This window comes from Klebsiella sp. A-Nf5 (assembly GCF_002810545.1).
In the GTDB taxonomy this organism is placed as follows: Bacteria; Pseudomonadota; Gammaproteobacteria; order Enterobacterales; family Enterobacteriaceae; genus Klebsiella; species Klebsiella variicola.
In genome coordinates this window covers 1-24876 of the sequence record NZ_PIOG01000169.1, presented here as the reverse complement: position 1 = coordinate 24876, position 24876 = coordinate 1, and the positions used below count along the sequence as shown (strand labels likewise).

Annotated in this window: 21 protein-coding genes and 1 riboswitch; of the genes, 11 read left to right on the top strand and 10 right to left on the bottom strand. The window is 56.7% G+C overall.

All coding sequences use genetic code 11. The features are described 5' to 3' along the window. Positions 1-17: 17 nt before the first annotated feature. On the bottom strand, positions 18-389 hold the full coding sequence (locus CWM53_RS18795; RefSeq protein WP_016162053.1) for a carboxymuconolactone decarboxylase family protein: 372 nt from the start codon (positions 387-389) through the stop codon (positions 18-20). Between the two features lie 91 nt (positions 390-480). Here CWM53_RS18795 and CWM53_RS18790 point away from each other — a divergent pair, with 91 nt between their 5' ends. Next, positions 481-1389, top strand: coding sequence for a LysR family transcriptional regulator (locus CWM53_RS18790; RefSeq protein WP_074387443.1), 909 nt, complete (start codon positions 481-483; stop codon positions 1387-1389). A 2-nt stretch (positions 1390-1391) separates the two neighbouring features. Here CWM53_RS18790 and CWM53_RS18785 read toward each other — a convergent pair whose 3' ends face one another. Together CWM53_RS18785 and CWM53_RS18780 are read right to left on the bottom strand one after the other, a co-directional pair. Then, entirely contained in the window at positions 1392-2408 is a 1017-nt protein-coding gene (locus tag CWM53_RS18785) for a substrate-binding domain-containing protein (RefSeq protein WP_100676506.1), read from the bottom strand. 91 nt (positions 2409-2499) lie between these two features. Then, on the bottom strand, positions 2500-3999 hold the full coding sequence (locus CWM53_RS18780) for a PTS transporter subunit EIIC (protein ID WP_032736927.1): 1500 nt from the start codon (positions 3997-3999) through the stop codon (positions 2500-2502). A 356-nt stretch (positions 4000-4355) separates the two neighbouring features. On the opposite strand from CWM53_RS18780, the gene metF reads away from it, so the two are divergent. Further along, entirely contained in the window at positions 4356-5243 is an 888-nt protein-coding gene (gene metF, locus CWM53_RS18775; protein WP_002882952.1) for a methylenetetrahydrofolate reductase, read from the top strand. A 90-nt stretch (positions 5244-5333) separates the two neighbouring features. On the opposite strand, the gene gldA is transcribed toward metF, so the two are convergent. From gldA to CWM53_RS18760, 3 genes are all read right to left on the bottom strand, one after another. Beyond that, positions 5334-6437 carry a bifunctional L-1,2-propanediol dehydrogenase/glycerol dehydrogenase gene (gene gldA / locus CWM53_RS18770; RefSeq protein WP_016162055.1) on the bottom strand — a complete coding sequence of 368 codons (1104 nt, stop codon included), beginning with the start codon at positions 6435-6437 and terminating at the stop codon, positions 5334-5336. Positions 6438-6491: 54 nt separating this feature from the next. Beyond that, positions 6492-7154 carry a fructose-6-phosphate aldolase gene (gene fsa, locus CWM53_RS18765; protein ID WP_074387442.1) on the bottom strand — a complete coding sequence of 221 codons (663 nt, stop codon included), beginning with the start codon at positions 7152-7154 and terminating at the stop codon, positions 6492-6494. A 205-nt stretch (positions 7155-7359) separates the two neighbouring features. Then, positions 7360-8346: an AraC family transcriptional regulator gene (locus tag CWM53_RS18760; RefSeq protein ID WP_165785097.1), complete on the bottom strand. Its 987-nt coding sequence runs from the start codon at positions 8344-8346 to the stop codon at positions 7360-7362. Between the two features lie 24 nt (positions 8347-8370). Between CWM53_RS18760 and zinT the strand changes: the two genes are divergently transcribed. Beyond that, complete coding sequence (gene zinT, locus CWM53_RS18755; RefSeq protein ID WP_064166965.1) at positions 8371-9021, top strand: metal-binding protein ZinT; 651 nt, start codon at positions 8371-8373, stop codon at positions 9019-9021. A 48-nt stretch (positions 9022-9069) separates the two neighbouring features. On the opposite strand, the gene ppc is transcribed toward zinT, so the two are convergent. Further along, positions 9070-11721: a phosphoenolpyruvate carboxylase gene (gene ppc, locus CWM53_RS18750; protein ID WP_074387440.1), complete on the bottom strand. Its 2652-nt coding sequence runs from the start codon at positions 11719-11721 to the stop codon at positions 9070-9072. 258 nt (positions 11722-11979) lie between these two features. Next, complete coding sequence (gene argE / locus CWM53_RS18745; RefSeq protein WP_012543260.1) at positions 11980-13131, bottom strand: acetylornithine deacetylase; 1152 nt, start codon at positions 13129-13131, stop codon at positions 11980-11982. Positions 13132-13244: 113 nt separating this feature from the next. Between argE and argC the strand changes: the two genes are divergently transcribed. The 4 genes from argC (at position 13245) to oxyR (ending at position 17681) form a co-directional block, all read left to right on the top strand. Continuing rightward, positions 13245-14249, top strand: a complete 1005-nt coding sequence (argC, locus tag CWM53_RS18740; RefSeq protein WP_022064625.1) for an N-acetyl-gamma-glutamyl-phosphate reductase — start codon at positions 13245-13247, stop codon at positions 14247-14249. A 6-nt stretch (positions 14250-14255) separates the two neighbouring features. Then, positions 14256-15032, top strand: coding sequence for an acetylglutamate kinase (gene argB, locus CWM53_RS18735; RefSeq protein WP_087805116.1), 777 nt, complete (start codon positions 14256-14258; stop codon positions 15030-15032). 98 nt (positions 15033-15130) lie between these two features. Further along, positions 15131-16504 (top strand): argininosuccinate lyase, encoded by a 1374-nt coding sequence (gene argH / locus CWM53_RS18725; RefSeq protein WP_023340882.1) that lies wholly within the window; start codon positions 15131-15133, stop codon positions 16502-16504. 259 nt (positions 16505-16763) lie between these two features. Then, a complete protein-coding gene (gene oxyR / locus CWM53_RS18715; RefSeq protein ID WP_008807853.1) occupies positions 16764-17681 on the top strand; it encodes a DNA-binding transcriptional regulator OxyR in 918 nt (305 codons plus the stop codon). Here oxyR and sthA read toward each other — a convergent pair. Next, the gene (gene sthA / locus CWM53_RS18710) at positions 17664-19064 is read right to left on the bottom strand and encodes a Si-specific NAD(P)(+) transhydrogenase (RefSeq protein WP_032731557.1); all 1401 of its coding nucleotides are present in this window, start codon (positions 19062-19064) and stop codon (positions 17664-17666) included. The genes oxyR and sthA overlap by 18 nt on opposite strands. Positions 19065-19260: 196 nt before the next feature. Here sthA and fabR point away from each other — a divergent pair, with 196 nt between their 5' ends. Both fabR and CWM53_RS18700 read left to right on the top strand, forming a co-directional pair. Continuing rightward, entirely contained in the window at positions 19261-19896 is a 636-nt protein-coding gene (fabR, locus tag CWM53_RS18705) for an HTH-type transcriptional repressor FabR (RefSeq protein WP_004151856.1), read from the top strand. Positions 19897-19911: 15 nt separating this feature from the next. Next, on the top strand, positions 19912-20271 hold the full coding sequence (locus CWM53_RS18700) for a YijD family membrane protein (RefSeq protein ID WP_002883021.1): 360 nt from the start codon (positions 19912-19914) through the stop codon (positions 20269-20271). A 50-nt stretch (positions 20272-20321) separates the two neighbouring features. On the opposite strand, the gene trmA is transcribed toward CWM53_RS18700, so the two are convergent. Continuing rightward, complete coding sequence (trmA, locus tag CWM53_RS18695; RefSeq protein ID WP_004203692.1) at positions 20322-21422, bottom strand: tRNA (uridine(54)-C5)-methyltransferase TrmA; 1101 nt, start codon at positions 21420-21422, stop codon at positions 20322-20324. A 114-nt stretch (positions 21423-21536) separates the two neighbouring features. Continuing rightward, positions 21537-21724, top strand: a riboswitch (cobalamin riboswitch). A 64-nt stretch (positions 21725-21788) separates the two neighbouring features. On the opposite strand from trmA, the gene btuB reads away from it, so the two are divergent. Next, positions 21789-23627, top strand: a complete 1839-nt coding sequence (gene btuB, locus CWM53_RS18690; protein WP_012969208.1) for a TonB-dependent vitamin B12 receptor BtuB — start codon at positions 21789-21791, stop codon at positions 23625-23627. Beyond that, a complete protein-coding gene (murI, locus tag CWM53_RS18685) occupies positions 23572-24423 on the top strand; it encodes a glutamate racemase (protein ID WP_023291541.1) in 852 nt (283 codons plus the stop codon). Before btuB ends, murI begins: the two co-directional genes overlap by 56 nt. Positions 24424-24876 lie beyond the last annotated feature (453 nt).

The following is a 24876-nucleotide window of genomic DNA, read 5'->3' as shown; positions in this document are numbered from 1 at the left end:
CTGCCTGGTCTTTTTTGTTAGTGCGCCGCAAAAACCGCTTTGGCGGCAAACAGGCCGTTGAGCGCCGCCGGGAATCCGGCGTAGACCGCCATCTGCATGATCACTTCCGTTATCTCCTCTTGTGTCAGGCCGACATTTAATCCTGCGGCAATGTGTACTTTCAGCTGTGGCGCGGCGTTACCCAGCGCGGTGAGCGCGGCAATAGTAGCGATTTCCCGGCTGCGTAAATCGAGCCCCGGCCTGGCGTAAATATCGCCGAAGGGGAACTCAATCAGATAGCGGGCGAAATCGGGGGCGATATCCTGCAGGCTGTCGACGACGGCTTCCCCGCCGCTGCCATCCACCCGCTGCAGCATTTCCTGACCGGTGATATAACGTTCGCTGGACATCGTTTTTTCCTCTCTGTGATGATGCGTTAAGAGGAAGGGTAGGGAAGTTTGCCGGACTTGAGTAATACCCTTTTCGTGATACCTTTTCAGTATGACAACTTCGCGATTACATTCCCTGGATATTCGCCTGCTGCGCGCCTTTGCCGTGGTGGCGGAAGAAAATAACATCAGCCGGGCGGCGCAGCGGTTATTTATCTCGCAGCCGCCGCTGAGCCGTCATATGCGTCAACTGGAAGCTCAACTGGGGGTGACGCTGTTTCAGCGCCACAGCAAAGGCCTGATCCTTACCGACGCGGGAAGAGAAGTGCTGGAGATTATTCGGCCGATGCTGGCGCTCCAGGCGCGCACGCTGGCGGCATTGAGTGAGCTCTCCGCTCAGTCGCCGCAGCCCTTGCGTCTGGGATTGACCACCGCCTTTGAACAGGGCATTTTCGCCGCCGTTGAATCTGCGCTGAGTAAACATACCCGCACGTTGCATATCACTCGCCACGCCTCGCCGGCGCTGGCTCAGCAGGTGCGCAAAGGAAAACTCGATGCGGCGCTGGTCGCGCTGCCGCTGAATACCGAAGGGCTGCACCTGCATCCTTTGCCGTATCATGAGCCGCTCATCGCGGCATTGCCTGCCTCCTGGCCGGAAGCCGCCAGCCCAGCGTTAGCGCTACGCGCGCTCAATCACCGACCGCTGTTCTGGTTTAAACGCGAGCGTAATCCCGATTTCTTTGACTACACGCGACGTATTTTCGACCGGGCTGGCTATTCCCCCGCTTACGTGGAGGAGCCTGCCGAACATGATGTACTGCTGGCGCGAATTGCGCGTGGCGAAGGCATGATCCTGCTGCCGGCGTCCTTTTCCGCGATCCAGCGTCAGGGGGTGGTGTTCTGTCCTGTCGCTGAAGGCGACAGCATGCCGTTAAGCCTTGGCGTGGTTTATGCGCCTCACCAGGCAGAATCCGTGCAGCAATGGCTTCCTCTGCTGGATGACCATCTGGCGACTCGCTAGCCTCAGGCTGACTCTCGAGCCACCAGCTGTCCGGAAAGGGTAATGCGCTGGGTCGGCAGGGCAGGCTCTTTGATTTTGCGGATAATGAGCGAGGCAACCTGACGTCCTGTCTCTTCGCTGGCGGAAGAGACGTAAGTGAAGGATGGCGAGGTTAAATTCACGTGCATCATGTCTTCGAACCCCACCAGCGCCACCTGCTGAGTGAGAAAGACATCTTTTCCCACCGTGCGTCCAACCTGATGAATACCGCTGAGGCAGCCAATCATTGCATCAGGCGAGTGGCACAGCAGGGCGGTAATGGCATTATTTTTTTCCAGCAACTGGCGGGTGGCGATACTGGCGGCCTGGGTGTTGTCGCTGCAGGCGGGGGCAAATTCTTCCCTCACCGTCATGCCGTTCTTCTCTAGTGTGTTGAATAAGCCAAGCAGCCGCTGCTGACGGATCAGGTCGTTATCCTGTCCGCCGATGTAGGCGATGTAGCGATGGCCGCGCTCAATCAGATAACGGGTGGCGATGCTGGCGGCCTGGCGGTTATCGCGGACCACCTGATCATGGTGGCCGGTGAGCAGCGTTTGCGAGACCGCGACCAGCGGCAGCGGACATGCCTGTAAGGCCTCGGGCAACGCATTGCTGGTGGTGTCGGCATCAAGATATATCACGCCGGCGACGCCCTGCTGTTTAAACGACAGCAGGCAGCGGGCCAGATAGTCATGATCGTCGCGCGGCTGGCCGAGAATGACCATATAGCCCTGCTTTTCGAGCTCCTGGACGATATTCGCCATCACCTTGATGGAAAAACTGTCGTTGAAGTCGCGCAGGATCAGGCCGATCAGGTTGGTGGTGTTGGCGCGGAGATTAGCGGCGGCAACGTTATGCACATAGCCAAGTTCCTGGATGGCCGCGTTGACTTTTTCGATGGTCGCGTCGGAGATCTTCCCTTTCTGACGTAATACCAGCGAGACCGTCGAAACGGAGACGCCGGCCAGTTTCGCCACATCTATAATGCTGACTTTCTTCAAAATCGCTCCATGACAACGCGTGTATAACCGTCAGATCGCAGACATAGGCTTACCCACGGCAAGCCTATTTCCACACCATAACACCTTCTTGTTATTTGCCAATCATCCCCGACATGGTTTGTGCGATAAATTGCGCTCTGGCGCCAAAAATAATCTGGATGCCGTTATCGCCGACGAAGACCACCCCGCGCGCGCCGATGCCGTTGAGGCCATCTTTATCAACCGCATCGCGCTCAGCCACTTCCAGGCGCAGGCGGGTGATGCAGGCCCCGACGGAATCGATATTTTGTGAACCGCCGAGAAGATTGACGATCTCGGTCGCCAGCTCCGCATCGGTTTTATCATCGGCAGTGACCGTGATATCGGTGCGGCCCGGCGTTTTCACATCGAAACGGCGGATAACGAAGCGGAAGGTGAAATAATAAATCAGCCCCATCGGCACGCCAACAATCACCGCATTGAGGAAGTGGGTTTGATAGCCGTTGAGCGACGGCAGAATACCGAAGGAGATATAGTCGATAAGCCCTGCGGAGAAAGATTTAGCGATATGCGCATGCAGGAGATACATCGTCATGTACGAGAGCCCCGCCATGATGGCGTTGAAGACGTACAGGATCGGCGCCACGAAGATAAAGGTAAATTCTACGGGCTCGGTAATGCCGGTCAGGAAACAGGTCAGCGCGGCGGAGAACAGAATACCGGCCGCGATTTTTTTATTCTTAGTATGCGCTTCGTGATACATCGCCAGACAGGCGGCCGGCAGCGCGAACAGCATCAGCGGGAATTCCCCCTGCATAAATTTACCGGCGTTTTGGTAGCTGTCGGAGCTAAAGGATTTCACCCCTTCTTCCAGCATCTTAAACCAGATGGTCTGGTCGCCGTGGATCACCTGGCCTGCCTGGGTGGTGTAATCGCCGAAAGAGTACCAGAAGGATGGATACCAGATGTGGTGCAGCCCCAGCGGGATCAGCGCCCGTTCAACGAGGCCGAAAATAAAGGTCGATGCGGCTTGGTTGTCGCCATTCACCACCATCGACAGTGAGTCGATACCGGCCTGGATATGTTGCCAGACATAAGGCAACAGCAGGCCGAGAATAAACGAGAGAAACGCCGTGGCGATGGCCACGAAGCGCTTACCGGAGAAGAAACCGAGGAATTCAGGCAACTGCATCGCATGGAAGCGGTTATAGCACCACGACGCGAGAATACCGCAGATAAGCCCGCCGAATACCCCCATCTGCAGCGTCGGGATGCCGACGACCATGGCGTATTTTCCGCCCTGAGAGGCCATCTCCGGGGTAATGCCGAGCACAGTGCTGATGGTGATGTTGGTGATAAAGACGGAAACGGCTGCCGACAGCGCAGCGATGCCCGATTCTGATGCCAGCCCCACGGCTGAACCAATCGCGAACAGCATTGGCAGGTTATCAAAAATGATGCCGCCGGCGTTCATCATCAGCGGCATATGGAATTTATCCCCGAAGGCCAACAGTAAGCCGGCGGCCGGGAGAAGCGAAATCGGCAGCATCAAGGCGCGGCCGATCATCGACAGTTTTGATAATGATTTTATGAACCCTGACCACAGACTCATGGTGATATCCCCGAATAGATTTTATAAGAATTATTGCGTAAGTAGAACGTTCTAGTAGAACGTTCTACTTAATGTGAACCAAGCTATAAACGGCTGCAATCACAATCGCTCTGGCAATCATGGGGAGATGTTGGTTTTTTGAACTGCTTCAAATTTCATCGGGTCGAATTCTTCCTGCACGGCATCAGTTCTGGTCGGAAGATGAATTTTTTTCATTTTAGAGGCCTATTCCTCACTCTTTACGCAGATTTTTCTATTGACGCCCGCGCGCTTTTCCGTCATTTTTACATCTGGACGTCTAAACGTATAGAAGTTCGCAATATAACAGCCATTACATGCGATTGATGAGGTAAGGTATGAGCTTTTTTCACGCCAATCAGCGGGAAGCCCTGAATCAGAGCCTGGCGGAAGTCCAGGGCCAGATTAATGTGTCTTTTGAATTCTTTCCGCCGCGCACCAGTGAAATGGAGCAAACCCTGTGGAAATCCATCGATCGCCTGAGCAGTCTGAAACCGAAGTTTGTTTCGGTAACCTATGGCGCGAACTCTGGCGAGCGCGATCGCACGCACAGCATCATCAAAGGCATTAAAGAGCGAACCGGTCTGGAAGCAGCGCCGCACCTGACCTGTATCGATGCCTCTCGTGATGAGCTGCGTACTATCGCTCAGGATTACTGGAACAACGGTATTCGCCATATCGTCGCCCTGCGCGGCGATCTGCCGCCGGGCAGCGGTAAACCGGATATGTACGCCGCCGATCTGGTGACGCTGCTGAAAGAGGTGGGCGATTTCGATATCTCTGTCGCCGCGTATCCAGAAGTGCATCCGGAAGCGAAAAGCGCACAGGCGGATTTGCTGAACCTGAAGCGTAAAGTCGAGGCGGGCGCCAACCGCGCGATCACCCAGTTCTTCTTCGATGTGGAAAGCTACCTGCGTTTTCGCGATCGCTGCGTTTCGGCGGGCATCGACGTGGAAATCATTCCAGGTATCCTGCCGGTCTCCAACTTTAAACAGGCGAAAAAGTTTGCGGATATGACCAACGTCCGTATCCCGGTGTGGATGTCGAAAATGTTCGAAGGGCTGGATAACGACGCCGAAACCCGTCAGCTGGTGGGGGCGAATATCGCCATGGACATGGTGAAGATTTTAAGCCGGGAAGGGGTAAAAGATTTCCATTTCTACACCCTGAACCGCGCCGAGATGAGCTACGCCATCTGCCATACGCTGGGCGTGCGCCCGGCCTGAGTGCTTGCCGTTTCGCGCAGCCTGTGGGCGACGCGTCCGGCAGATAAACATAAAAAAACACCCGGCTGATGCCGGGTGTTTTGCTCTGGTTTATTCCCATTCCTGCAGGAAGCGCTGACCGTATTGGTCGGCCACCAGCAGCGCGGCGTAGACCTGGTCGGAATCGACGCCGCCCGGCATATTGTGAATGGTTTCGCCTTCAGCGCAGGCGGCTTCCGCCACCAGACGCATTTTGGTCGGGATGTCACCTTTGATATCCAGCTGCGCCAGGGTGATCGGCAGCCCAACGCTGTGGCACAGCGCGGCGACGGTCTCTATTTCGTCCACCGGCGCATTTTCCAGCACCAGCTGCGTCAGGGTACCGAACGCCACTTTTTCCCCGTGATAATAGTGGTGGGCGTCAGGGATGGCCGTCATGCCGTTATGAATCGCGTGCGCTGCCGCCAGACCGCCGCTTTCGAAACCAACGCCGCTCAGGTAGGTATTGGCTTCCACCACTCGCTCCAGCGCCGGGGTGACCACGTGCTGTTCGGCGGCCAGCATCGCTTTTTCACCCTCTTCGAGTAAGGTGTTGTAGCATAGCTCGGCCAGCGCCAGCGCCGCCTGAGTGCATTTCCCGCCCGCCATGGTGGTGGCGCCGCTACGGGAGCAGGCGCGGGCTTCGAACCAGGTGGCCAGCGCATCGCCAATCCCGGCGGCCAGCAGGCGGGCCGGTGCGCCGGCAACAATCTGCGTATCGACAATGACCATGTTGGGGTTGTGCGGCAGCATCAGGTAGCTGTCGAACTCCCCTTCGTCGGTGTAAATCACCGAGAGCGCGCTGCACGGCGCATCGGTGGAGGCGATGGTGGGGGCGATCGCCACCGGCACATTCATAAAGTGAGCCAATGCTTTTGCGGTATCCAGCGTTTTACCACCGCCGATCCCCAGCACGGCGGTGCATTTCGCGCTGCCGGCGATATCGCGCAGGCGATTGATTTCATTATGCGAACACTCACCGCCAAACGGCGCGATTTCGGCCGCCAGGCCAGCATCGGCCAGGCTTTTACGCAGCATCTCTTCCGCAAACCCCAGTACGAACTTATCGCCGACTACCAGCCAGCGTTCGGCCAGCGGCTTCAGATAGTCGCCGAGGCGCTTGATAGCGCCTGCGCCCTGAATGTATTTGCCTGGTGATTGAATAATGCGATCCATTTCGATTCCTCCTCGATGACCGTGCTGCCGCCCGCAGGCGGCTCGCGGGTCCGGTTACAGGTTTAGCGTGCCAAAGGCGTTATTCCAGTCCTGTTCAAACTTCTCTATGGCTGACTCTACCGCAGGGGTGCCGAGCATTTGTTGCGCTACATCTAATGGAAGAGTGATGGCTTCGCAGCCGGCCAGCAGGCAATCCAGCGCCTGACGGGGCGTTTTGAAGCTCGCCGCCAGCACTTTGCTCTCGGGCGCATGCATTTCCAGCAGAGATTGCAGCTCCTGTACCATGCGGATGCCGTCCCCGCCCTGGGCGTCAACGCGGTTAACGTAAGGCGCGACGTACTTTGCGCCGGCCAGTGCGGCCAGCAGGCCTTGCGAAGCGCTGTAGACGGCGGTGCCAAGGGTCGGGATGCCTTCCTTCTTCAGCATTTTGATAGCGGCGAGGCCTTCGGGGGTCACCGGGATTTTAACCACGATGCCCGGCACGGCGTTGCTCAGGCGTTTAGCTTCTTCCACCATGCCCTGCGCATCGCGGCTCATAGTCTGCGCGAAGAGGGTGCCCTCCGGACCGATGGCTTTCTGCAGGCGTGGGAGCACGTCCCATACCGGGGTTTTACCGGCGGCGATAATGCTCGGGTTGGTGGTTACCCCGGCCAGCGGGTAGATGCGGGCCAGGCGTTCCACTTCGGCGACGTTGGCGGTATCCAGATAGAGTTCCATCGTGTTTTCCTCAATGCTTAATTCGATATTGTCGTTGAGGTAAGCATACGGCTTTCGTTCGAAGGACCGCCAGATGACAAATTTGCCAAAAACTGGATAAATGTACGCATCACGATTAAGGATGATTTAGATCACATTTATCGGCAATGGTGGGGTTATGCAGCAATAAAAGCGCGCACAAAAGTCAGGTTTAACACACAAAAATCTAGTTTTTGGCCGGAGAAGATATTTCCGTTAACTGGCTATGATACTGACGGCGGTATTCAGACGGCGAGCGCTCGGTGGTTTTGCGAAACAGGCGGCAGAAATAATTGCTGTCGGCGAAGCCGCAGGCGTGGGCGATATCTTTCACTTTCATATCGTGGCCCTTCAGCAGCATACGGGCCTGTTCAAGACGAATATGGTTCAGATATTCATTGAAGCCCATTGGCCCGCATTTCTGGAACAGGTGAGAAAGATAGTTGGGGGAGAGATAGAACGCCTGGGCCACCGATTCCCGGCTCAGCGGCTCTGCATAATGGGCGTCCATGTACTGGCGGATCGCCTCAAACAGCGCCTGGCTGCGCGAGGAGGTTTGCGCCTGGCTGCCGAGAAGGTCATGGCAGTGGCTGAGCAGGCTGACGACAATGCTGCGGGCGGTTCGCTGCTCCTGCGGCTGCATCCGGAGCTCATTGAGCGCCTGCAGCAGAAATGAACCGACGCGCGGCCCGCGGCGCAGCGCCTGCCGCTTTTCGACAACGGTTATCGCCTTGCCATTCCAGTGCTGCAGCGAGCACTCCAGTCGCTGCTTATCGAACAGGATACTTAACAGCAGGCAGGGCGCCTGCCACTGCGGGCAGTTCCAGCTATCGCCAGGGATATAGAGCACGTCGTTCGCCTCAAGAGGGCTGGCGTTTTCGCCGAGTGCCCGGTCGGGCAACTGCCCATCGATGATGATGTTCAGACGGGGAAAATCAACCTGCACTACCGGCTCTGCAGGCGAGCGCATCTCGCCGGCAAAATAGACCCGGCCGATACCATTCTGCTTTTTTAGTAATGAATCAATAAGTTGATTGATATCGTTGTCCATCATTCTTCCGTTCAGCGCATCACCTCTTTCATCATACCGGACATTTTTCCAGCGGTAAAAGCGCTTGCCAGTCACGCTTGCTTCCCAGATAAGATATGTTATATCGTAACAATTTGTCGCCATTGATATCAAACTCAGGAGAGAGTAATGACCAGAAAGATCCCCCTGCTGGCCTTTGGATTCGGCATGGTGCTAGCCAGCGCCCAGGTGTTTGCCCACGGCAATCATAACCATGGCCCGGCGTTAACCGACGTCGAGCGTCAGGCCAGCGAAGGCATTTTTGCCGATAAAGATGTGCAGGATCGCGCGCTGAGCGATTGGGAAGGCGTCTGGCAGTCGGTAAACCCGTATCTGCTCAACGGCGACCTTGACCCGGTGCTGGAGCAGAAGGCGAAAAAGCCCGGCGGCAAGAGCGTCGAGGAGTATCGCGCCTATTATAAGAAGGGCTACGCCACCGATGTGGAGCAGATTGGCATTGAAAATGATGTGATTGAGTTCCACGTTGGCGAGACCGTTAACAGCTGCAAATACCGCTATTCAGGCTACAAAATTCTGCATTACGCCTCCGGCAAGAAGGGCGTACGTTACCTGTTTGAGTGCCAGCAGGGCGATGCCAACGCGCCGAAATTTGTGCAGTTCAGCGACCATATCATTGGCCCGCGTAAATCGCAGCATTTCCATATTTTCATGGGTAATGAATCACAGGAGGCGTTGCTGAAAGAGATGGATAACTGGCCGACCTATTATCCATATGCGCTGCATAAAGAGCAGATCGTTGATGAGATGCTGCACCACTAGATCAGGTGAAAATCCCCCGACCGGGCGGCCGGGGGAGAGAGACTTCGATTAGCCGGTGTTACGCATACCGGCGGCAACGCCGGCGATGGTGACCATCAGCGCTTGTTCAACGCGCGGATCCGGGTCCTTGCCTGCTTCTTCGGCCTGGCGTGAACGGTGCAGCAGTTCCGCCTGCAGGACGTTCAGCGGGTCGGTATAGATATTACGCAGCTGGATAGACTCGGCGATCCACGGCAGGTCGGCCATCAGATGGGAGTCGTTGGCGATGGCCAACACGACGTTGATGTCGGCAGCCAGCAGCTTACGCAGCTCGGTACCCAGCGCCCACAGCTCCGGCTTCACCAGGCGCTGATCGTAGTACTCTGCCAGCCACAGGTCAGCCTTCGAGTAAACCATCTCCAGCATGCCGAGGCGGGTAGAGAAGAACGGCCAGTCGCGACACATTGCTTCCAGTTCACTCTGTTTTCCACCTTCGACCACCTTCTGCAGCGCGGCGCCAGCACCCAGCCAGGCTGGTAGCATCAGACGGTTCTGCGTCCAGGCGAAGATCCACGGAATAGCGCGCAGTGACTCGACGCCGCCGGTTGGGCGACGTTTTGCCGGGCGCGAACCCAGCGGCAGTTTGCCCAGCTCCTGCTCCGGGGTCGCGGAGCGGAAATAAGGGACGAAATCTTTGTTTTCACGCACGTAGCCGCGGTACATCTTGCAGGAGACGTCGGAAAGCTCAGCCATGATCTCGCGCCATTCGGCTTTCGGTTCCGGCGGCGGCAGCAGGTTGGCTTCCAGAATGGCGCTGGTATACAGCGACAGACTGCTGATGGTCACTTCCGGCAGGCCGTACTTAAAGCGGATCATCTCGCCCTGCTCGGTCACGCGCAGACCGCCTTTCAGGCTTCCCGGCGGCTGTGAGAGGAGCGCAGCGTGGGCTGGCGCACCGCCGCGGCCGATGGAACCGCCGCGTCCGTGGAACAGCGTCAGTTCGATACCGGCTTTCTCACAGGTTTTGATCAGCGCGTCCTGCGCCTGGTACTGCGCCCAGGAGGCGGCCATCACGCCAGCATCTTTGGCGGAGTCAGAATAGCCAATCATGACCATCTGCTTGCCCTGGATAAAGCCGCGGTACCAGTCGATATTCAGCAGCTGAGTCATGACATCGTTGGCGTTGTTCAGGTCGTCCAGCGTTTCGAACAGCGGGGCCACCGGCAGAGCAAAACCAATCCCGGCCTCTTTCAGCAGCAGATGAACCGCCAGCACGTCGGACGGCGTTTTCGCCATCGAGATCACGTAGGCGGCGATCGATCCGCGCGGCGCCTCGGCGATCACTTTGCAGGTGTCGAGGACTTCACGGGTCTCTTCGCTTGGCTCCCACTGGCGTGGCAGCAGCGGACGTTTGGAATTCAGTTCGCGGATCAGGAAAGCCTGTTTGTCAGCTTCTGACCAGCTTTCGTAATCGCCGATCCCGAGGTAACGGGTCATTTCCCCCAGCGCTTCGGTATGGCGAGTGCTTTCCTGACGGATATCAATACGCACCAGCGGTACGCCGAAAGACTTCACGCGGCGCAGGGTATCGAGCAGCTCGCCGTTGGCGATAATGCCCATGCCGCAGGCCTGCAGCGACTTATAGCAGGCGTACAGCGGCTCCCACAGCTGCTCGTTCTGAGTGATCAGTCCCGCCGGTTTCGGCAGCTTCTGACCTTTCAGGCGCGCTTCCAGCCAGGTCTGGGTCTCCATCAGCTGAGTGCGCAGTTTCTTCATCAGATAACGGTACGGTTCCTGAGCGCCCTCGGCGCCAGCCAGGGCGCGCAGCTCGTCGGTACACTCCACCATCGACAGCTCGGAGATCAGCACCTGCACGTCTTTGAGGAACAGGTCGGTCGCTTTCCAGCGGCTGAGCAGCAGCACGTGGCGGGTGATGTCGGCGGTCACGTTTGGGTTGCCGTCGCGGTCGCCGCCCATCCACGAGGTGAAGCGCACCGGGACGAAGTCCACCGGCAACTGATAGCCAAGGTTGGCTTCCAGCTGTTCGTTCAGCTCGCGCAGATAGTTAGGCACCCCTTCCCACAGGCTGTTTTCCACCACCGCGAAGCCCCATTTGGCTTCGTCGACCGGAGACGGGCGGTATTTACGGATCTCGTCAGTATGCCAGGACTGGGCGATCAGCTGGCGCAGACGGCGCATCAGCTGATGGTGTTCGTAGTCGGCGATGTCTTTATTGTCCAGTTGCTTGAGGCAGCTGTTCACTTCCACCATTTTATGGATCAGCGTCCGGCGGGTGATCTCGGTCGGGTGGGCGGTTAATACCAGCTCCAGAGACAGAGATTCCACCGCTTTTTTGATGGTGTCTTCGTTGAGATTGGGTTGGTCTTTGAGCTTTCTCAGGGTACGCGCAATGACTTCCGGATTGCTGGCCGCTTCGCCATTCGGCGAAATGCTGTGGTACTGCTCAGCGGTGTTCGCCAAATTCAGAAACTGGCTGAAGGCACGGGCAACCGGCAGCAGTTCGTCGTTAGACAAATTCTGCAGCGTGGTCAGCAGCTCCTGGCGGTTAGCTTCGTTGCCGGCGCGTGAAGATTTGGACAACTTACGGATAGTTTCGACACGATCAAGAATATTTTCTCCCAATGCATCCTTGATGGTATCGCCCAGCACCTTGCCGAGCATACTGACATTACTACGCAATGCGGAATATTGTTCGTTCATGTTACCCCAGACACCCCATCTCATTTTATTTTGTTATATCCGCTGCGCTGGAACGTGAGCAACGGATAAGCAACCCGTCTTTTATAAAGCCACGTAAATACCCCCACGTCAATTACTGCGAAATCGCTTCAGCAAACGAGTAAATCGCCGTAATTTGCGAAATTTAATTCAGGGGTCGCTGGATAAGCATCGCTTATGGAAATGTGACGATCGTCACCGTTCCGCCCCGGGAGAACGGGGCGGAAAAAGAGGGCGATTTTAGTGCCAGCAGAAGTGATGAACCACCTGGCTAATCAGCTCCCGGGTCGGCTTGATAAAGCGCGTCTCCAGATACTCGTCAGGCTGATGGGCCTGGTTGATGGAGCCTGGGCCAAGAACCAGCGTCGGGCACAGCGTCTGGATAAACGGCGCTTCGGTGCAATAGTTCACCACGTCAGTCTGCGCGCCGAGCAGTTTCTCAACCACCTGCACCAGCTTATGGTCCGGCGGGCATTCGTAGCCGGGGATCGGCGGGTGCAGCTCTGAGACCGTCAGGCGGCCCGGCCAGCGCTCACTGACGGGCGCCAGCGCCTCGCCCAACAGACCATTAAGATCGTTGAGGGTCATCCCCGGCAGCGGGCGGATATCCATATGCAGTTCGCAGCAGGCGCAGATACGGTTTGAGGCATCGCCGCCATGGATAGCGCCCAGGTTGAGGGTTGGGTAAGGGACCGTGAACGCCTCGAAGTGGTAGCGCTCTTTTAGCAGATCACGCAGCTGCATAATGCGGCCGATGGCGTCGTGCATCAGCTCAATCGCGTTGACTCCGCGCGCCGGATCGCTGGAGTGGCCGGACTGGCCCTGAATTCGGATCGCGTTGGACATATGTCCTTTGTGGGCGCGGATCGGCTGCAGGGAGGTGGGCTCGCCGATAATGGCGCAGTCCGGGCGCAGCTGGGTGGTTTCGGCAAAATAGCGCGCGCCGGCCATGCTGGTCTCTTCGTCGGCGGTGGCCAGAATATACAGCGGTTTTTTCAGCGTGGTGACGTCGACATCGCGCAGTGCGTCGAGAATAAAGGCGAAGAAGCCTTTCATGTCAGCTGTGCCGAGGCCGTAGAGCTTGTTATCGTGTTCGGTGAGGGTGAACGGATCCCGCGTCCAGCGGCCATCATCGAATGGCACGGTATCGGTATGCCCGGCGAGCAGCAGGCCGCCGGCGCCGTGTCCGGTGCTGGCCAGCAGGTTGAATTTATGGCGCGTATCCGGCACCGGCTGTACCTCAACATTGAAGCCGAGATCGCGGAACCAGCCTGCCAGCAAATTGATTAAAGACTCATTGCTTTGATCGAGAGCCTCTTCGGTCGCGCTGATGGACGGTGTGGCGATCAACGCGCGGTAAATCTCGATAAAGGGCGGTAAATTGTTTTTCATTGTTGACACACCTTGGGTCGTGATAGTATCAATATTCATGCATTTATTGTGAATAAAAATACAATATCGTTGAGCGTAAGAAAACCCATCGAATGTAAGGAGATGCGCTTCCAATGTTAAATACGCTGATTGTGGGTGCCAGTGGTTATGCCGGCGCAGAGCTGGTGACCTATATCAATCGTCATCCGCATATGAACATAACCGCTTTGACGGTCTCCGCGCAAAGCAATGATGCGGGAAAATTAATTTCCGACCTGCATCCGCAGCTCAAAGGCATTGTCGATATGCCGCTGCAGCCGATGTCCGATATCAGCGAATTCAGCGCTGGCGTGGACGTGGTGTTTCTCGCCACCGCGCACGAAGTGAGTCACGACCTGGCGCCGCAGTTCCTTGCCGCTGGCTGCGTGGTGTTCGATCTTTCCGGTGCCTTCCGCGTTAACGATGGGGCGTTCTACGAAAAATATTACGGTTTCACTCATCAACATCCCGACCTGCTCAAACAGGCGGTGTATGGTCTGGCGGAGTGGAGCGCGGATGCGCTTAAAGAAGCGCAGTTAATCGCGGTGCCTGGCTGCTATCCGACGGCGGCGCAGCTGTCGCTGAAGCCGCTGATTGAGGCCAATCTGCTGGATCTGAACCAGTGGCCGGTGATCAACGCCACCAGCGGGGTGAGCGGCGCGGGTCGTAAAGCCGCGATCGGCAATAGCTTCTGTGAAGTGAGCCTGCAGCCATACGGCATCTTTAACCATCGCCATCAGCCGGAGATTGCCAGCCACCTCGGGGCAAAGGTGATTTTTACCCCGCACCTGGGTAATTTTAAGCGCGGCATCCTTGAAACCATTACCTGCCGCCTGAAGCCGGGCGTCGGCCACGCGCAGATCGCAGCGGTTTACCAGCAGGCTTACGCCGATAAACCGCTGGTACGTTTATATGATAAAGGCGTACCCGCATTGAAAAGCGTCGAGGGTCTGCCATTCTGTGATATCGGTTTTGCCGTGCAGGACGACCATCTCATCGTCGTCGCAGCAGAAGATAACCTGCTGAAAGGCGCCGCAGCGCAGGCAGTGCAGTGCGCGAATATTCGTTTCGGCTTCGCTGAGACGCAGTCTCTTATTTAAGGTGTGATGATGAACCCATTAATTATCAAACTCGGCGGCGTATTACTCGATAGCGAAGAAGCGCTGGAGCGCCTGTTTACCGCGCTGGTTAATTACCGTGAAGCGCACCAGCGTCCGCTGATTATTGTCCACGGCGGCGGCTGCGTGGTGGATGAGCTGATGAAACAGCTCAATCTGCCGGTGCAGAAGAAAAATGGCCTGCGGGTTACGCCAGCCGATCAGATTGACATTATTACCGGCGCGCTGGCGGGAACGGCCAACAAGACGCTGCTGGCATGGGCGAAAAAGCACGGTCTGGCCTCTGTCGGCCTGTTCCTCGGCGATGGCGATAGCGTGAAGGTCACGCAGCTGGATGCCGAGCTGGGCCATGTCGGGCTGGCGCAGCCGGGCTCCCCGGCGCTGATCAACACCCTGTTGGCGGGCGGTTACCTGCCGGTGGTGAGCTCTATCGGGGTGACCGATGAAGGCCAGCTGATGAACGTCAATGCTGACCAGGCGGCGACAGCGCTGGCGGCCACCCTGGGGGCGGATCTGATCCTGCTGTCTGATGTCAGCGGTATCCTCGACGGTAAAGGACAGCGTATTGCCGAGATGACCGCCGAGAAAGCGGAGCAGCTGATCGAGCAGGGCATTATCACTGACGGCATGATTGTTAAAGTGAATGCGGCCCTTGACGCCGCACGTGCCCTGGGCCGTCCGGTGGATATCGCCTCCTGGCGTCACGCCGAGCAGCTGCCAGCGTTATTTAACGGCACGCCGATCGGCACACGTATTCTGGCTTAAGATTTCATGCCCGGCGGCGCGTCGTCTGCCGGGCTTACAGACTGTAGGCCGGGCGGCACAATGCCCCCGGCAGAACTAACGAATAAAGGAAGCATGTTATGGCACTTTGGGGCGGGCGTTTTACACAGGCAGCAGATCAACGGTTCAAACAGTTCAACGACTCGTTGCGCTTCGACTATCGTCTGGCGGAGCAGGATATCGTTGGCTCTGTCGCCTGGTCGAAAGCGCTGGTAACGGTCGGCGTTCTGAGTGCCGCGGAACAGCAGCAGCTGGAAGAAGCGCTGAACGTGCTACTGGAAGAGGTGCGCGCCAATCCGCAGCAAATCCTCGCCAGCGATGCCGAAGATATTCACAGCTGGGTGGAAGGCAAGCTGATCGATAAAGTGGGCCAGCTGGGCAAGAAACTGCACACCGGGCGCAGCCGTAACGACCAGGTCGCCACCGATCTTAAACTGTGGTGCAAAGATACCGTTGTCGAACTGCTGTCGGCGAATCGCCAGCTGCAGAGCGCGCTGGTGGAGACCGCCCAGCATAACCAGGACGCGGTGATGCCGGGGTACACTCACCTGCAGCGCGCGCAGCCAGTGACGTTCGCACACTGGTGTCTGGCCTACGTTGAAATGCTGGCGCGTGACGAAAGCCGCCTGCAGGACGCGCTGAAGCGCCTTGACGTCAGCCCGTTGGGCTGCGGCGCGCTGGCGGGGACGGCGTATGAAATCGACCGCGAGCAGCTGGCCGGCTGGCTGGGCTTTGCCTCTGCCACCCGCAACAGCCTCGACAGCGTTTCCGATCGCGACCATGTTCTGGAGCTGCTTTCTGATGCGTCTATTGGCATGGTGCATCTGTCGCGCTTTGCTGAAGATCTGATTTTCTTTAACTCCGGCGAGGCGAACTTCGTCGAGCTTTCTGATCGCGTGACCTCCGGCTCCTCCCTGATGCCGCAGAAGAAAAACCCGGACGCGCTGGAATTGATTCGTGGTAAATGCGGCCGCGTGCAGGGTGCGTTGACCGGCATGATGATGACGCTGAAAGGGCTGCCACTGGCCTACAACAAAGACATGCAGGAAGATAAAGAGGGGCTTTTCGACGCCCTGGATACCTGGCTCGACTGCCTGCATATGGCGACCCTGGTGCTGGATGGCATCCAGGTGAAACGTCCGCGCTGTGCAGAAGCGGCGCAGCAGGGCTATGCCAACGCTACAGAGCTGGCAGATTATCTGGTGGCGAAAGGCGTTCCGTTCCGTGAAGCGCACCATATTGTTGGTGAGGCGGTAGTCGAAGCCATTGCGCAAGGGAAACCGCTGGAAGCGCTGCCCCTGGCCGATCTGCAGAAATTCAGTCCGGTCATCGCAGACGATGTTTATCCGATTCTGTCTCTGCAGTCCTGCCTCGATAAACGCGCAGCGAAAGGCGGCGTCTCGCCGCAGCAGGTGGCGCAGGCTATCAGCGACGCGAAAGCGCGCCTGAGCTAATTCTCTGGCATCCGCCTTTCTGAACCCGGCCGAGCCTGACGACGCCGGGTTTTTTATGCAAAAAAAAAGCGGACACAAGGTCCGCAAAAGTTCACGTTGGCTTTAGTTGTTCGGGTAGAGAAACAGTGTGACGGGCCAATGATTTTCACAGGTTTACCGTCTCTGTGGGCGTATTATTGAACAGAAAGCTTGATAGGGATAATCGTTCGTTGCTATGCTATCTATCGCCATGGACTATCGTGGCGATGGAGGATGAATAATGAATATTCGCGATCTTGAATACCTGGTAGCGCTCGCCGAACACCGCCACTTCCGGCGGGCGGCTGACTCATGCCACGTGAGCCAACCGACGCTCAGCGGACAGATCCGCAAGCTCGAGGATGAACTTGGCGTCATGCTGCTGGAGCGCACCAGCCGTAAGGTTCTGTTTACCCAGGCGGGGCTGTTGCTGGTGGATCAGGCGCGTACCGTGTTACGCGAAGTAAAAGTGCTCAAGGAGATGGCAAGCCAACAAGGGGAAACCATGTCCGGGCCGTTGCACATCGGCTTGATCCCGACAATTGGCCCGTACCTGCTGCCGCAAATCATTCCGATGCTGCACCAAACCTTTCCGAAACTGGAAATGTACCTGCACGAAGCGCAGACCCATCAGCTACTGGCTCAGCTCGACAGCGGTAAGCTCGACTGCGCCATTCTGGCGCTGGTCAAAGAGAGCGAGGCCTTTATCGAGGTGCCGCTGTTTGATGAGCCGATGATGCTGGCTATCTATGAGGATCACCCGTGGGCGAACCGCGACCGCGTGCCGATGTCGGATCTGGCTGGTGAAAAGCTGCTGATGCTGGAGGATGGCCACTGCTTGCGCGATCAGGCGATGGGCTTTTGCTTTGAAGCGGGAGCGGATGAAGATACCCACTTCCGGGCGACCAGTCTGGAAACGCTACGCAATATGGTGGCGGCAGGCAGCGGCATTACCTTGCTGCCTGCGCTGGCGGTACCGCAGGAAAGAAAACGCGATGGCGTGGTCTATCTGCCGTGCATTAAGCCAGAGCCAAGACGAACCATCGGCCTGGTTTACCGTCCCGGCTCCCCGCTGCGCAGCCGCTATGAACATCTGGCGGAGGCCATCCGCGGTACGATGGATGGCCATTTCGACAAGGCGTTAAAACAGGCGGTTTAAGCCGTTCAGCGCGGCGACCCGATACGCTTCCGCCATGGTCGGGTAGTTAAAGGTGGTGTTGACGAAGTACTCAATGGTGTTACCACCACCTTTCTGCTCCATGATCGCCTGGCCGATATGAATGATTTCGGCTGCGCGTTCGCCAAAGCAGTGAATGCCGAGGATCTCCTTGGTCTCTCGATGGAACAGGATCTTCAGGGTTCCCACGCTCATGCCAACGATTTGCGCCCGCGCCAGGTGTTTAAACTGGGCGCGACCCACCTCATACGGCACTTTCATTGCCGTCAGCTGCTGCTCGGTTTTCCCGACGGAGCTGATTTCCGGAATGGTGTAGATCCCGGTTGGGATATCTTCAATCAGATGCGCTGAGGCTTCGCCTTTCACCAGCGCCTGGGCGGCAATGCGCCCTTGATCGTAGGCGGCAGAAGCCAGGCTTGGATAGCCGATGACATCGCCAACCGCATAGACGTGCGGGAGGGCGGTCTGGTACATGCTGTTGACCTTCAGCTGGCCGCGGCTGTCAGTCTGCAGACCGATGTTTTCCAGCGCCAGGGTGTCGGTATTGCCGGTGCGCCCGTTGGCGTACAGCAGGCAATCGGCCTTCAGCTTTTTGCCGGACTTCAGGTGCATGATCACACCGTCATCCACCCCCTCAATTTTCTCATACTCCTCGTTGTGGCGAATGACCACGCCGCTGTTCCAGAAGTGATAAGAGAGCGAGTCTGACATCTCCTGATCGAGGAAGGCCAGCAGACGATCGCGGGTGTTGATCAGATCGACCTTCACCTCCATGCCGCGGAAGATCGAGGCATATTCGCAACCGATCACCCCGGCGCCGTAAATGATCACGTGGCGCGGCTCATGCTGCAGGCTGAGAATCGAATCGCTGTCATAGATGCGCGGGTGGTGGAAATCGACATCGGCCGGATGATAGGGACGTGACCCGCAGGCGATAACGAATTTCTCCGCGGTCACCGTCTCGACCGTGCCGTCATGGCATTCCAGCGCCAGAGTATGTTCATCAACGAAGTGCGCGTTGCCCTGCAGAATTTCACAGTGGTTGCGCTCATAGAATCCCTGGCGCATATGAGTCTGCTGGTTGATGACGCTGTCGGCATGGTTGAGGATGTCGGCGAAAGAAGAGCGAAGAAGGCGGGAGTGGTCGCTGTAGAGGGGGTTTTGGTTAAACTCGATAATACGGCTGACGGCATGGCGGAGGGCTTTCGACGGGATGGTGCCCCAGTGGGTGCAACCGCCGCCGACATTATGGTAGCGCTCAATGACGGCAACGCGTACTCCCTGTTTCACCAGCCCCATGGCGGCGCCTTCGCCGCCAGGACCGGAACCAATCACTATTGCATCATAATCCCAAGAGTGTGACATGGCATTACTCACCTGTTTTATACATAAAATAAACACGATGATAACATTCGCTGCGCTTTAACCCAATTATCGTTGTGCTTTTTTGCGGCATAAAAGCAGAAACGGCTCGTAAACAATCATTCACAATCCAGTGCAAACCGATTAGTTTTAATCTCTGGTATAGTGCCAGCAGGGCTATTGGAAGGATTCATACATCGTGATGGGCGTAAGAGCACAACAAAAAGAAAAAACCCGCCGTTCGCTGGTGGAAGCAGCATTCAGCCAACTTAGCGCTGAGCGGAGTTTCGCCAGCCTGAGCTTGCGCGAAGTGGCGCGGGAAGCTGGGATCGCGCCGACGTCCTTTTATCGTCATTTTCGCGATGTCGATGAGTTAGGCCTGACGATGGTAGATGAGAGCGGACTAATGCTGCGCCAGCTGATGCGCCAGGCGCGCCAGAGAATTGCTAAAGGCGGCAGCGTGATCCGTACCTCGGTCTCCACCTTTATGGAGTTTATCGGTAACAACCCGAACGCCTTCCGCTTGCTGTTGCGAGAGCGCTCGGGAACCTCTGCGGCGTTTCGCGCCGCCGTCGCGCGCGAGATCCAGCACTTTATCGCGGAACTCGCCGACTATTTAGAACTCGAAAACCATATGCCGCGCGCCTTCACCGAAGCGCAGGCTGAAGCTATGGTCACCATCGTCTTTAGTGCTGGCGCGGAAGCGCTGGATGTCGGCCCTGAACAGCGCCGACAGCTGGAAGAACGGTTGGTGCTGCAGCTCAGAATGATCTCGAAAGGCGCGTATTACTGGTATCGCCGTGAACAAGAAAAAATGTCACATCATTCCGAATAACGTGAAGGACGAGCAATGAAACACTCAGTTCAAGATAAAGGTACGCTGCTGCTGGCGCTGATTGCCGGGTTATCCATTAATGGCGCCTTTGCGGCGCTGTTCAGTTCGATAGTTCCGTTTTCCGTCTTCCCGATTTTATCTCTGCTGCTGACGGTCTACTGTCTGCATCAGCGCTATCAGAATCGCAGTATGCCCGTTGGGCTTCCGGGCCTGGCCGCCGCCTTTTTTATTCTCGGGGTGCTGTTGTACAGCACCGTCGTGCGTGCGGAGTACCCGGATATCGGCTCTAACTTCTTCCCGGCCGTTCTGTCCGTCGCGATGGTCTTCTGGATCGGTTACAAGATGCGTAACCGCAAAGATACGGCAGCCGAGTAAGCCGCCAACGGTAAAAAACCGGCAATATGACGTTGCCGGTTTTTTTGGGCCTATTTCCGGGTCAGCAGAACGCCGCATTCCATATGATGGGTGTACGGGAACTGATCGAACAGCGCCAGTCGGGTGACGTTGTGCGTCTGGCTTAACGTCTCCAGATTGCGGCACAGCGTTTCCGGGTTGCACGAAATGTACAGAATGCGCGGATAGGCCTGCACCATTTTTTCCGTTTCGCTGTCCAGTCCGCTGCGCGGCGGATCGACGAAAATGGTCTCGCACTGATAGCTCTGCAGATCGATACCCTGCAGCCGGTTGAACTCCCGCACGCCATTCATCGCTTGAGTAAACTCTTCCGCCGCCATGCGGATAATCTGCACGTTGTCGATATGGTTAGCGGCGATGTTGTACTGCGCCGCAGCCACCGACGGTTTGGCGATTTCGGTGGCCAGCACGCGATCAAAATTACGCGCCAGCGCCAGCGAGAAGTTACCGTTGCCGCAGTACAATTCCAGCAGGTCGCCGGTCGCCCCTTTGGTGACATCCAGCGCCCACTCCAGCATCTGAATGTTCATGGCCGCGTTCGGCTGGGTAAAGCTGTTTTCCACCTGACGGTAGATCATCTCTCGCCCGCCAACCGGCAGACGTTCATCTATATAGTCCTGATCGAGTTCGATTTTGGTTTTGGTCGCCCGTCCAATCAGATGCACATTGAGTCCCTGGGCTCGCAGGGCGTCACGCAGCGCCTCCGCTTGCTCACGCCAGGCATCATCGAGTTTTTTATGATACAGCAGCGAAACGACCGCCTGGTTGCTGAGGGTGGTCAGATAGTCAATCTGGAACAGCTTATGGCGCAGCACGGGATTGTTGCGCACGCCCTCCAGCATGGCGGTCATCAACTGATTGATAAGCGCGCTGGCGGCCGGAAAGCTGTCAACGCGAATCCGCGACCGGGTCTGCTGATCGAAAATAATATGGTACAGATCGTCGCCATCGTGCCACAGACGGAACTCGGCACGCATCCGGTAGTGGCTGACCGGCGAACGAAACACTTCCGGAACCGGCGCGGCAAAAGGCGCCATCATGGTTTGCAAACGGACGACTTTTTCTGCCAGCTGCGCTTCGTATTGTTCGGTAGGAAGGTGTTCGGGGGTCATGATGCATCCTGAATAAAATAAGTACGCGGGGATTGTAGGGAAAGCGCCGGGGATGTCCAGCCTCGAATGTGGCGGGAAATATAATTAGCAGTCTGGACATCTATATGATTCTAGTTGTAGCATTCGCCTACCGGTCCTGTGAGTTAAAAGGGAACCCAGTGGAAATCTGGGGCTGACGCGCAGCGGTAAGGAAGGTGAGAAATGAGTGCACTCGGTGCAGACACTGCGGTTAGCCGTGGGAAGTCATTATTTCTTGAAACAGCCTCCAAGCCCGAAGACCTGCCGGAATACGTCGCACTGGGTTTTATCGTCGCGAGCAACTGATAAAACCTGCGGCATCCTTTTTCTGTTTCGGATGCTTTTACAATGATTAAAAAAGCTTCGCTGATGACGGCCTTATCCGTCACGGCATTTTCCGGCTGGGCGCAGGATAGCAATTCAGATACGTTGGTGGTGACAGCAAACCGTTTTCAACAGCCGGTCAATACCGTGCTGGCGCCGACTGATATAGTGACGCGCGATGACATCGACCGCTGGCAATCCAAAGATTTAAACGATGTCATGCGTCGTCTTCCCGGGGTCGATATTGCCCGCAACGGCGGCATGGGGCAGAGCGCTTCGCTGTATGTTCGGGGGACGGAGGCTCGCCACGTGCTGGTGCTGATCGACGGTGTGCCGATGGCGCGTCCGGGGATCTCCAATGGCGTGGATATCAGTCAGATCCCTATCTCACTGGTCCAGCGGGTGGAATACATCCGTGGGCCGCGCTCCGCAGTCTACGGCTCCGGAGCGATCGGTGGGGTGGTGAACATTATCACCATGACCGACGCTGAGCGTTCGCAAATTAACGCCGGCGCAGGGACGAACGGCTATCAGTCCTACGATGGCGCCTTTAACAAGCGGTTTGGCGATACGCTGGTTACCGCTGCCGGCGCCTATCAGACCACCAAAGGGTTTAACGTTCAGCCAAACTCCTCTTATAGTGGCGACAGCGATCGCGACGGCTACCGCAATAAAATGCTGTGGGGCGGGGTACAACATCAGTTCGATGACAACTTCTCAGGTTTTTTCCGCGGCTATGGTTATTCCGCCAACGCTGATTATGACCAGGGCAACTGGGGCTATGCAGGCGGAAACGATGAAGACCAGTCTTATACCCAGTCCTGGGATACCGGTCTGCACTACCACTCCGGGATTTACTCCTCTCAGCTGATTGCTAACTATCAGCGTATCAAAGATTACAACTACAGCAGCGACGCTGGCCGCTATGCCGCGGGCACTACCCTGGATGATATGGAACAGCGCTATATCCAGTGGGGAAATAATGTTGTGGTGGGTCATGGTGCGGTGAGCGGCGGCGTTGACTGGAAACAAGAGAAGCTGAAATCCAGCGGAACGACCAGTACCGACGTATATAAGCGTGATACCACCGGTCTCTATCTGACGGGCCAGCAGCAGATTGATAGCGTGACGCTGGAAGCTTCCGGCCGTGAGGATCATGACGAGCAGTTTGGCTGGCACGGAACCTGGCAGACGGCGGCAGGCTGGGAGTTTATCGACGGTTATCGGACAACGCTTTCGTACGGCACAGGATTCCTCGCCCCCTCCCTCGGGCAGCAGTACGGTGCAGAACGCTTTGGCATCGCCTCTAACCCGAACCTGAAACCCGAGGAGTCGAAGCAATGGGAAGCGGGCCTCGAAGGGTTAACGGGGCCGCTCGACTGGCGCCTCTCCGCGTATCGCTATGAGATTCAGAACCTCATCGATTACGACAACAACGCCTATTACAACGTCAAGTCTGCGACGATCAAGGGGCTGGAGTGGACGGGGAATGTCACCACCGGGCCGGTGGAGCATCATCTGACGCTGCAGTATGTTGACCCTCGCGATGACGAAACCAACAAGATCCTCTATCGCCGGGCGAAGCAGCAGGTGAAATACGAGCTGAACGGTCAGGTCTACGATCTGGGGTGGGATGTGACGTATCACTACATCGGCAAGCGTTACGATTATGACTACGACAACTCGCGTACCGTCAATATGGGTGGGTTGAGTCTCTGGGATGTCGGTTTATCGTATCCCGTCACCTCACACCTGACAGTTCGTGGTAAAATAGCCAACCTGTTCGATAAAGATTACGAGACAGTTTATGGCTACCAATCTGCAGGACGGGAATACACCTTGTCTGGCAGCTACACCTTCTGATCCACGTCCCACCGTGCTGGTGTTTGATTCCGGCGTCGGTGGGTTGTCGGTTTATAATGAGATTCGGCAGCTGCTGCCGAATCTGCATTACATCTATGCTTTTGATAACGTCGCTTTCCCGTACGGTGAGAAGAGCGAGGAGTTTATCGTTGAGCGCGTTGTGGAAATCGTGACTGCCGTTCAGCAACGCTATCCACTGGCGCTGGCGGTGATCGCCTGCAACACCGCCAGTACCGTCTCGCTACCCGCCCTGCGTGAAAAGTTCGCCTTCCCCGTCGTTGGCGTGGTGCCGGCGATTAAGCCCGCCGCCCGCTTAACGGCGAACGGCATTGTTGGCCTGCTGGCGACCCGCGGTACCGTTAAGCGTCCTTACACCCGTGAGCTGATCGACCGCTTTGCCAATGAATGTCGGATTGAAATGCTGGGGTCGGCGGAGCTGGTGGAACTGGCGGAAGCGAAACTGCACGGCGAGCCTGTGCCGTTAGAAGAGCTGCGCCGTATCCTGCGCCCGTGGCTGCGGATGCAGGAGCCGCCGGATACGGTGGTGCTGGGCTGTACCCACTTTCCTCTTTTACAGGAGGAGCTGCAGCGCGTTCTGCCGGAGGGCACGCGACTGATCGATTCTGGCGCGGCGATTGCCCGCCGCACCGCCTGGCTGTTGGAGCATGAAGCACCGGATGCGAAGTCCAGTGACGAGAATAAGGCATTCTGCATGGCGCTGACGGCAGAAACAGAACAACTTTTACCCGTTCTGCATCGCTATGGCTTCTCGACGCTGGAAAAATTACCGCTTTAAGGGTGTTTTGCACAAAAAAGAGACGGTTGAATAATTTTTTGAAAACAGGGCTTGTCAACGTCTCAGAACTCCCTATAATGCGCCTCCACTGACACGGAACAACGGCAAGCAAGCCGCCGGGTCAGCAGGGTTTCGGCGATGAAGTTCAATGCTGAAAACCGACAGAGAAAAGCAAAATAAGCGCTTGACTCTGCATGAGGAAAACGTATTATACGGGACCTCGCAACGGTGAGCTGAAAGCCTCGTTGCAACTGCTCTTTAACAATTTATCAGACAATCTGTGTGGGCACTCAAAGTGACATGGATTCTTAACGTCCTCGGACGAAAAATGAATACCAAGTCTCTGAGTGAACATACGTAATTCATTACGAAGTTTAATTCACGAGCATCAAACTTAAATTGAAGAGTTTGATCATGGCTCAGATTGAACGCTGGCGGCAGGCCTAACACATG

Bases quoted from the DNA above. Each gene is read 5' to 3' on its own strand.
- murI (WP_023291541.1), top strand. From the start codon at position 23,572: ATGGCTACCAATCTGCAGGACGGGAATACACCTTGTCTGGCAGCTACA.
- argE (WP_012543260.1), bottom strand. From the start codon at position 13,131: ATGAAAAACAATTTACCGCCCTTTATCGAGATTTACCGCGCGTTGATC.
- argB (WP_087805116.1), top strand. From the start codon at position 14,256: ATGATGAACCCATTAATTATCAAACTCGGCGGCGTATTACTCGATAGC.
- CWM53_RS18795 (WP_016162053.1), bottom strand. From the start codon at position 389: ATGTCCAGCGAACGTTATATCACCGGTCAGGAAATGCTGCAGCGGGTG.
- ppc (WP_074387440.1), bottom strand. From the start codon at position 11,721: ATGAACGAACAATATTCCGCATTGCGTAGTAATGTCAGTATGCTCGGC.
- metF (WP_002882952.1), top strand. From the start codon at position 4,356: ATGAGCTTTTTTCACGCCAATCAGCGGGAAGCCCTGAATCAGAGCCTG.
- argH (WP_023340882.1), top strand. From the start codon at position 15,131: ATGGCACTTTGGGGCGGGCGTTTTACACAGGCAGCAGATCAACGGTTC.
- zinT (WP_064166965.1), top strand. From the start codon at position 8,371: ATGACCAGAAAGATCCCCCTGCTGGCCTTTGGATTCGGCATGGTGCTA.
- CWM53_RS18760 (WP_165785097.1), bottom strand. From the start codon at position 8,346: ATGGCGACAAATTGTTACGATATAACATATCTTATCTGGGAAGCAAGC.
- oxyR (WP_008807853.1), top strand. From the start codon at position 16,764: ATGAATATTCGCGATCTTGAATACCTGGTAGCGCTCGCCGAACACCGC.
- btuB (WP_012969208.1), top strand. From the start codon at position 21,789: ATGATTAAAAAAGCTTCGCTGATGACGGCCTTATCCGTCACGGCATTT.
- CWM53_RS18790 (WP_074387443.1), top strand. From the start codon at position 481: ATGACAACTTCGCGATTACATTCCCTGGATATTCGCCTGCTGCGCGCC.
- argC (WP_022064625.1), top strand. From the start codon at position 13,245: ATGTTAAATACGCTGATTGTGGGTGCCAGTGGTTATGCCGGCGCAGAG.
- CWM53_RS18780 (WP_032736927.1), bottom strand. From the start codon at position 3,999: ATGAGTCTGTGGTCAGGGTTCATAAAATCATTATCAAAACTGTCGATG.
- fsa (WP_074387442.1), bottom strand. From the start codon at position 7,154: ATGGAACTCTATCTGGATACCGCCAACGTCGCCGAAGTGGAACGCCTG.
- CWM53_RS18700 (WP_002883021.1), top strand. From the start codon at position 19,912: ATGAAACACTCAGTTCAAGATAAAGGTACGCTGCTGCTGGCGCTGATT.
- sthA (WP_032731557.1), bottom strand. From the start codon at position 19,064: ATGTCACACTCTTGGGATTATGATGCAATAGTGATTGGTTCCGGTCCT.
- trmA (WP_004203692.1), bottom strand. From the start codon at position 21,422: ATGACCCCCGAACACCTTCCTACCGAACAATACGAAGCGCAGCTGGCA.
- gldA (WP_016162055.1), bottom strand. From the start codon at position 6,437: ATGGATCGCATTATTCAATCACCAGGCAAATACATTCAGGGCGCAGGC.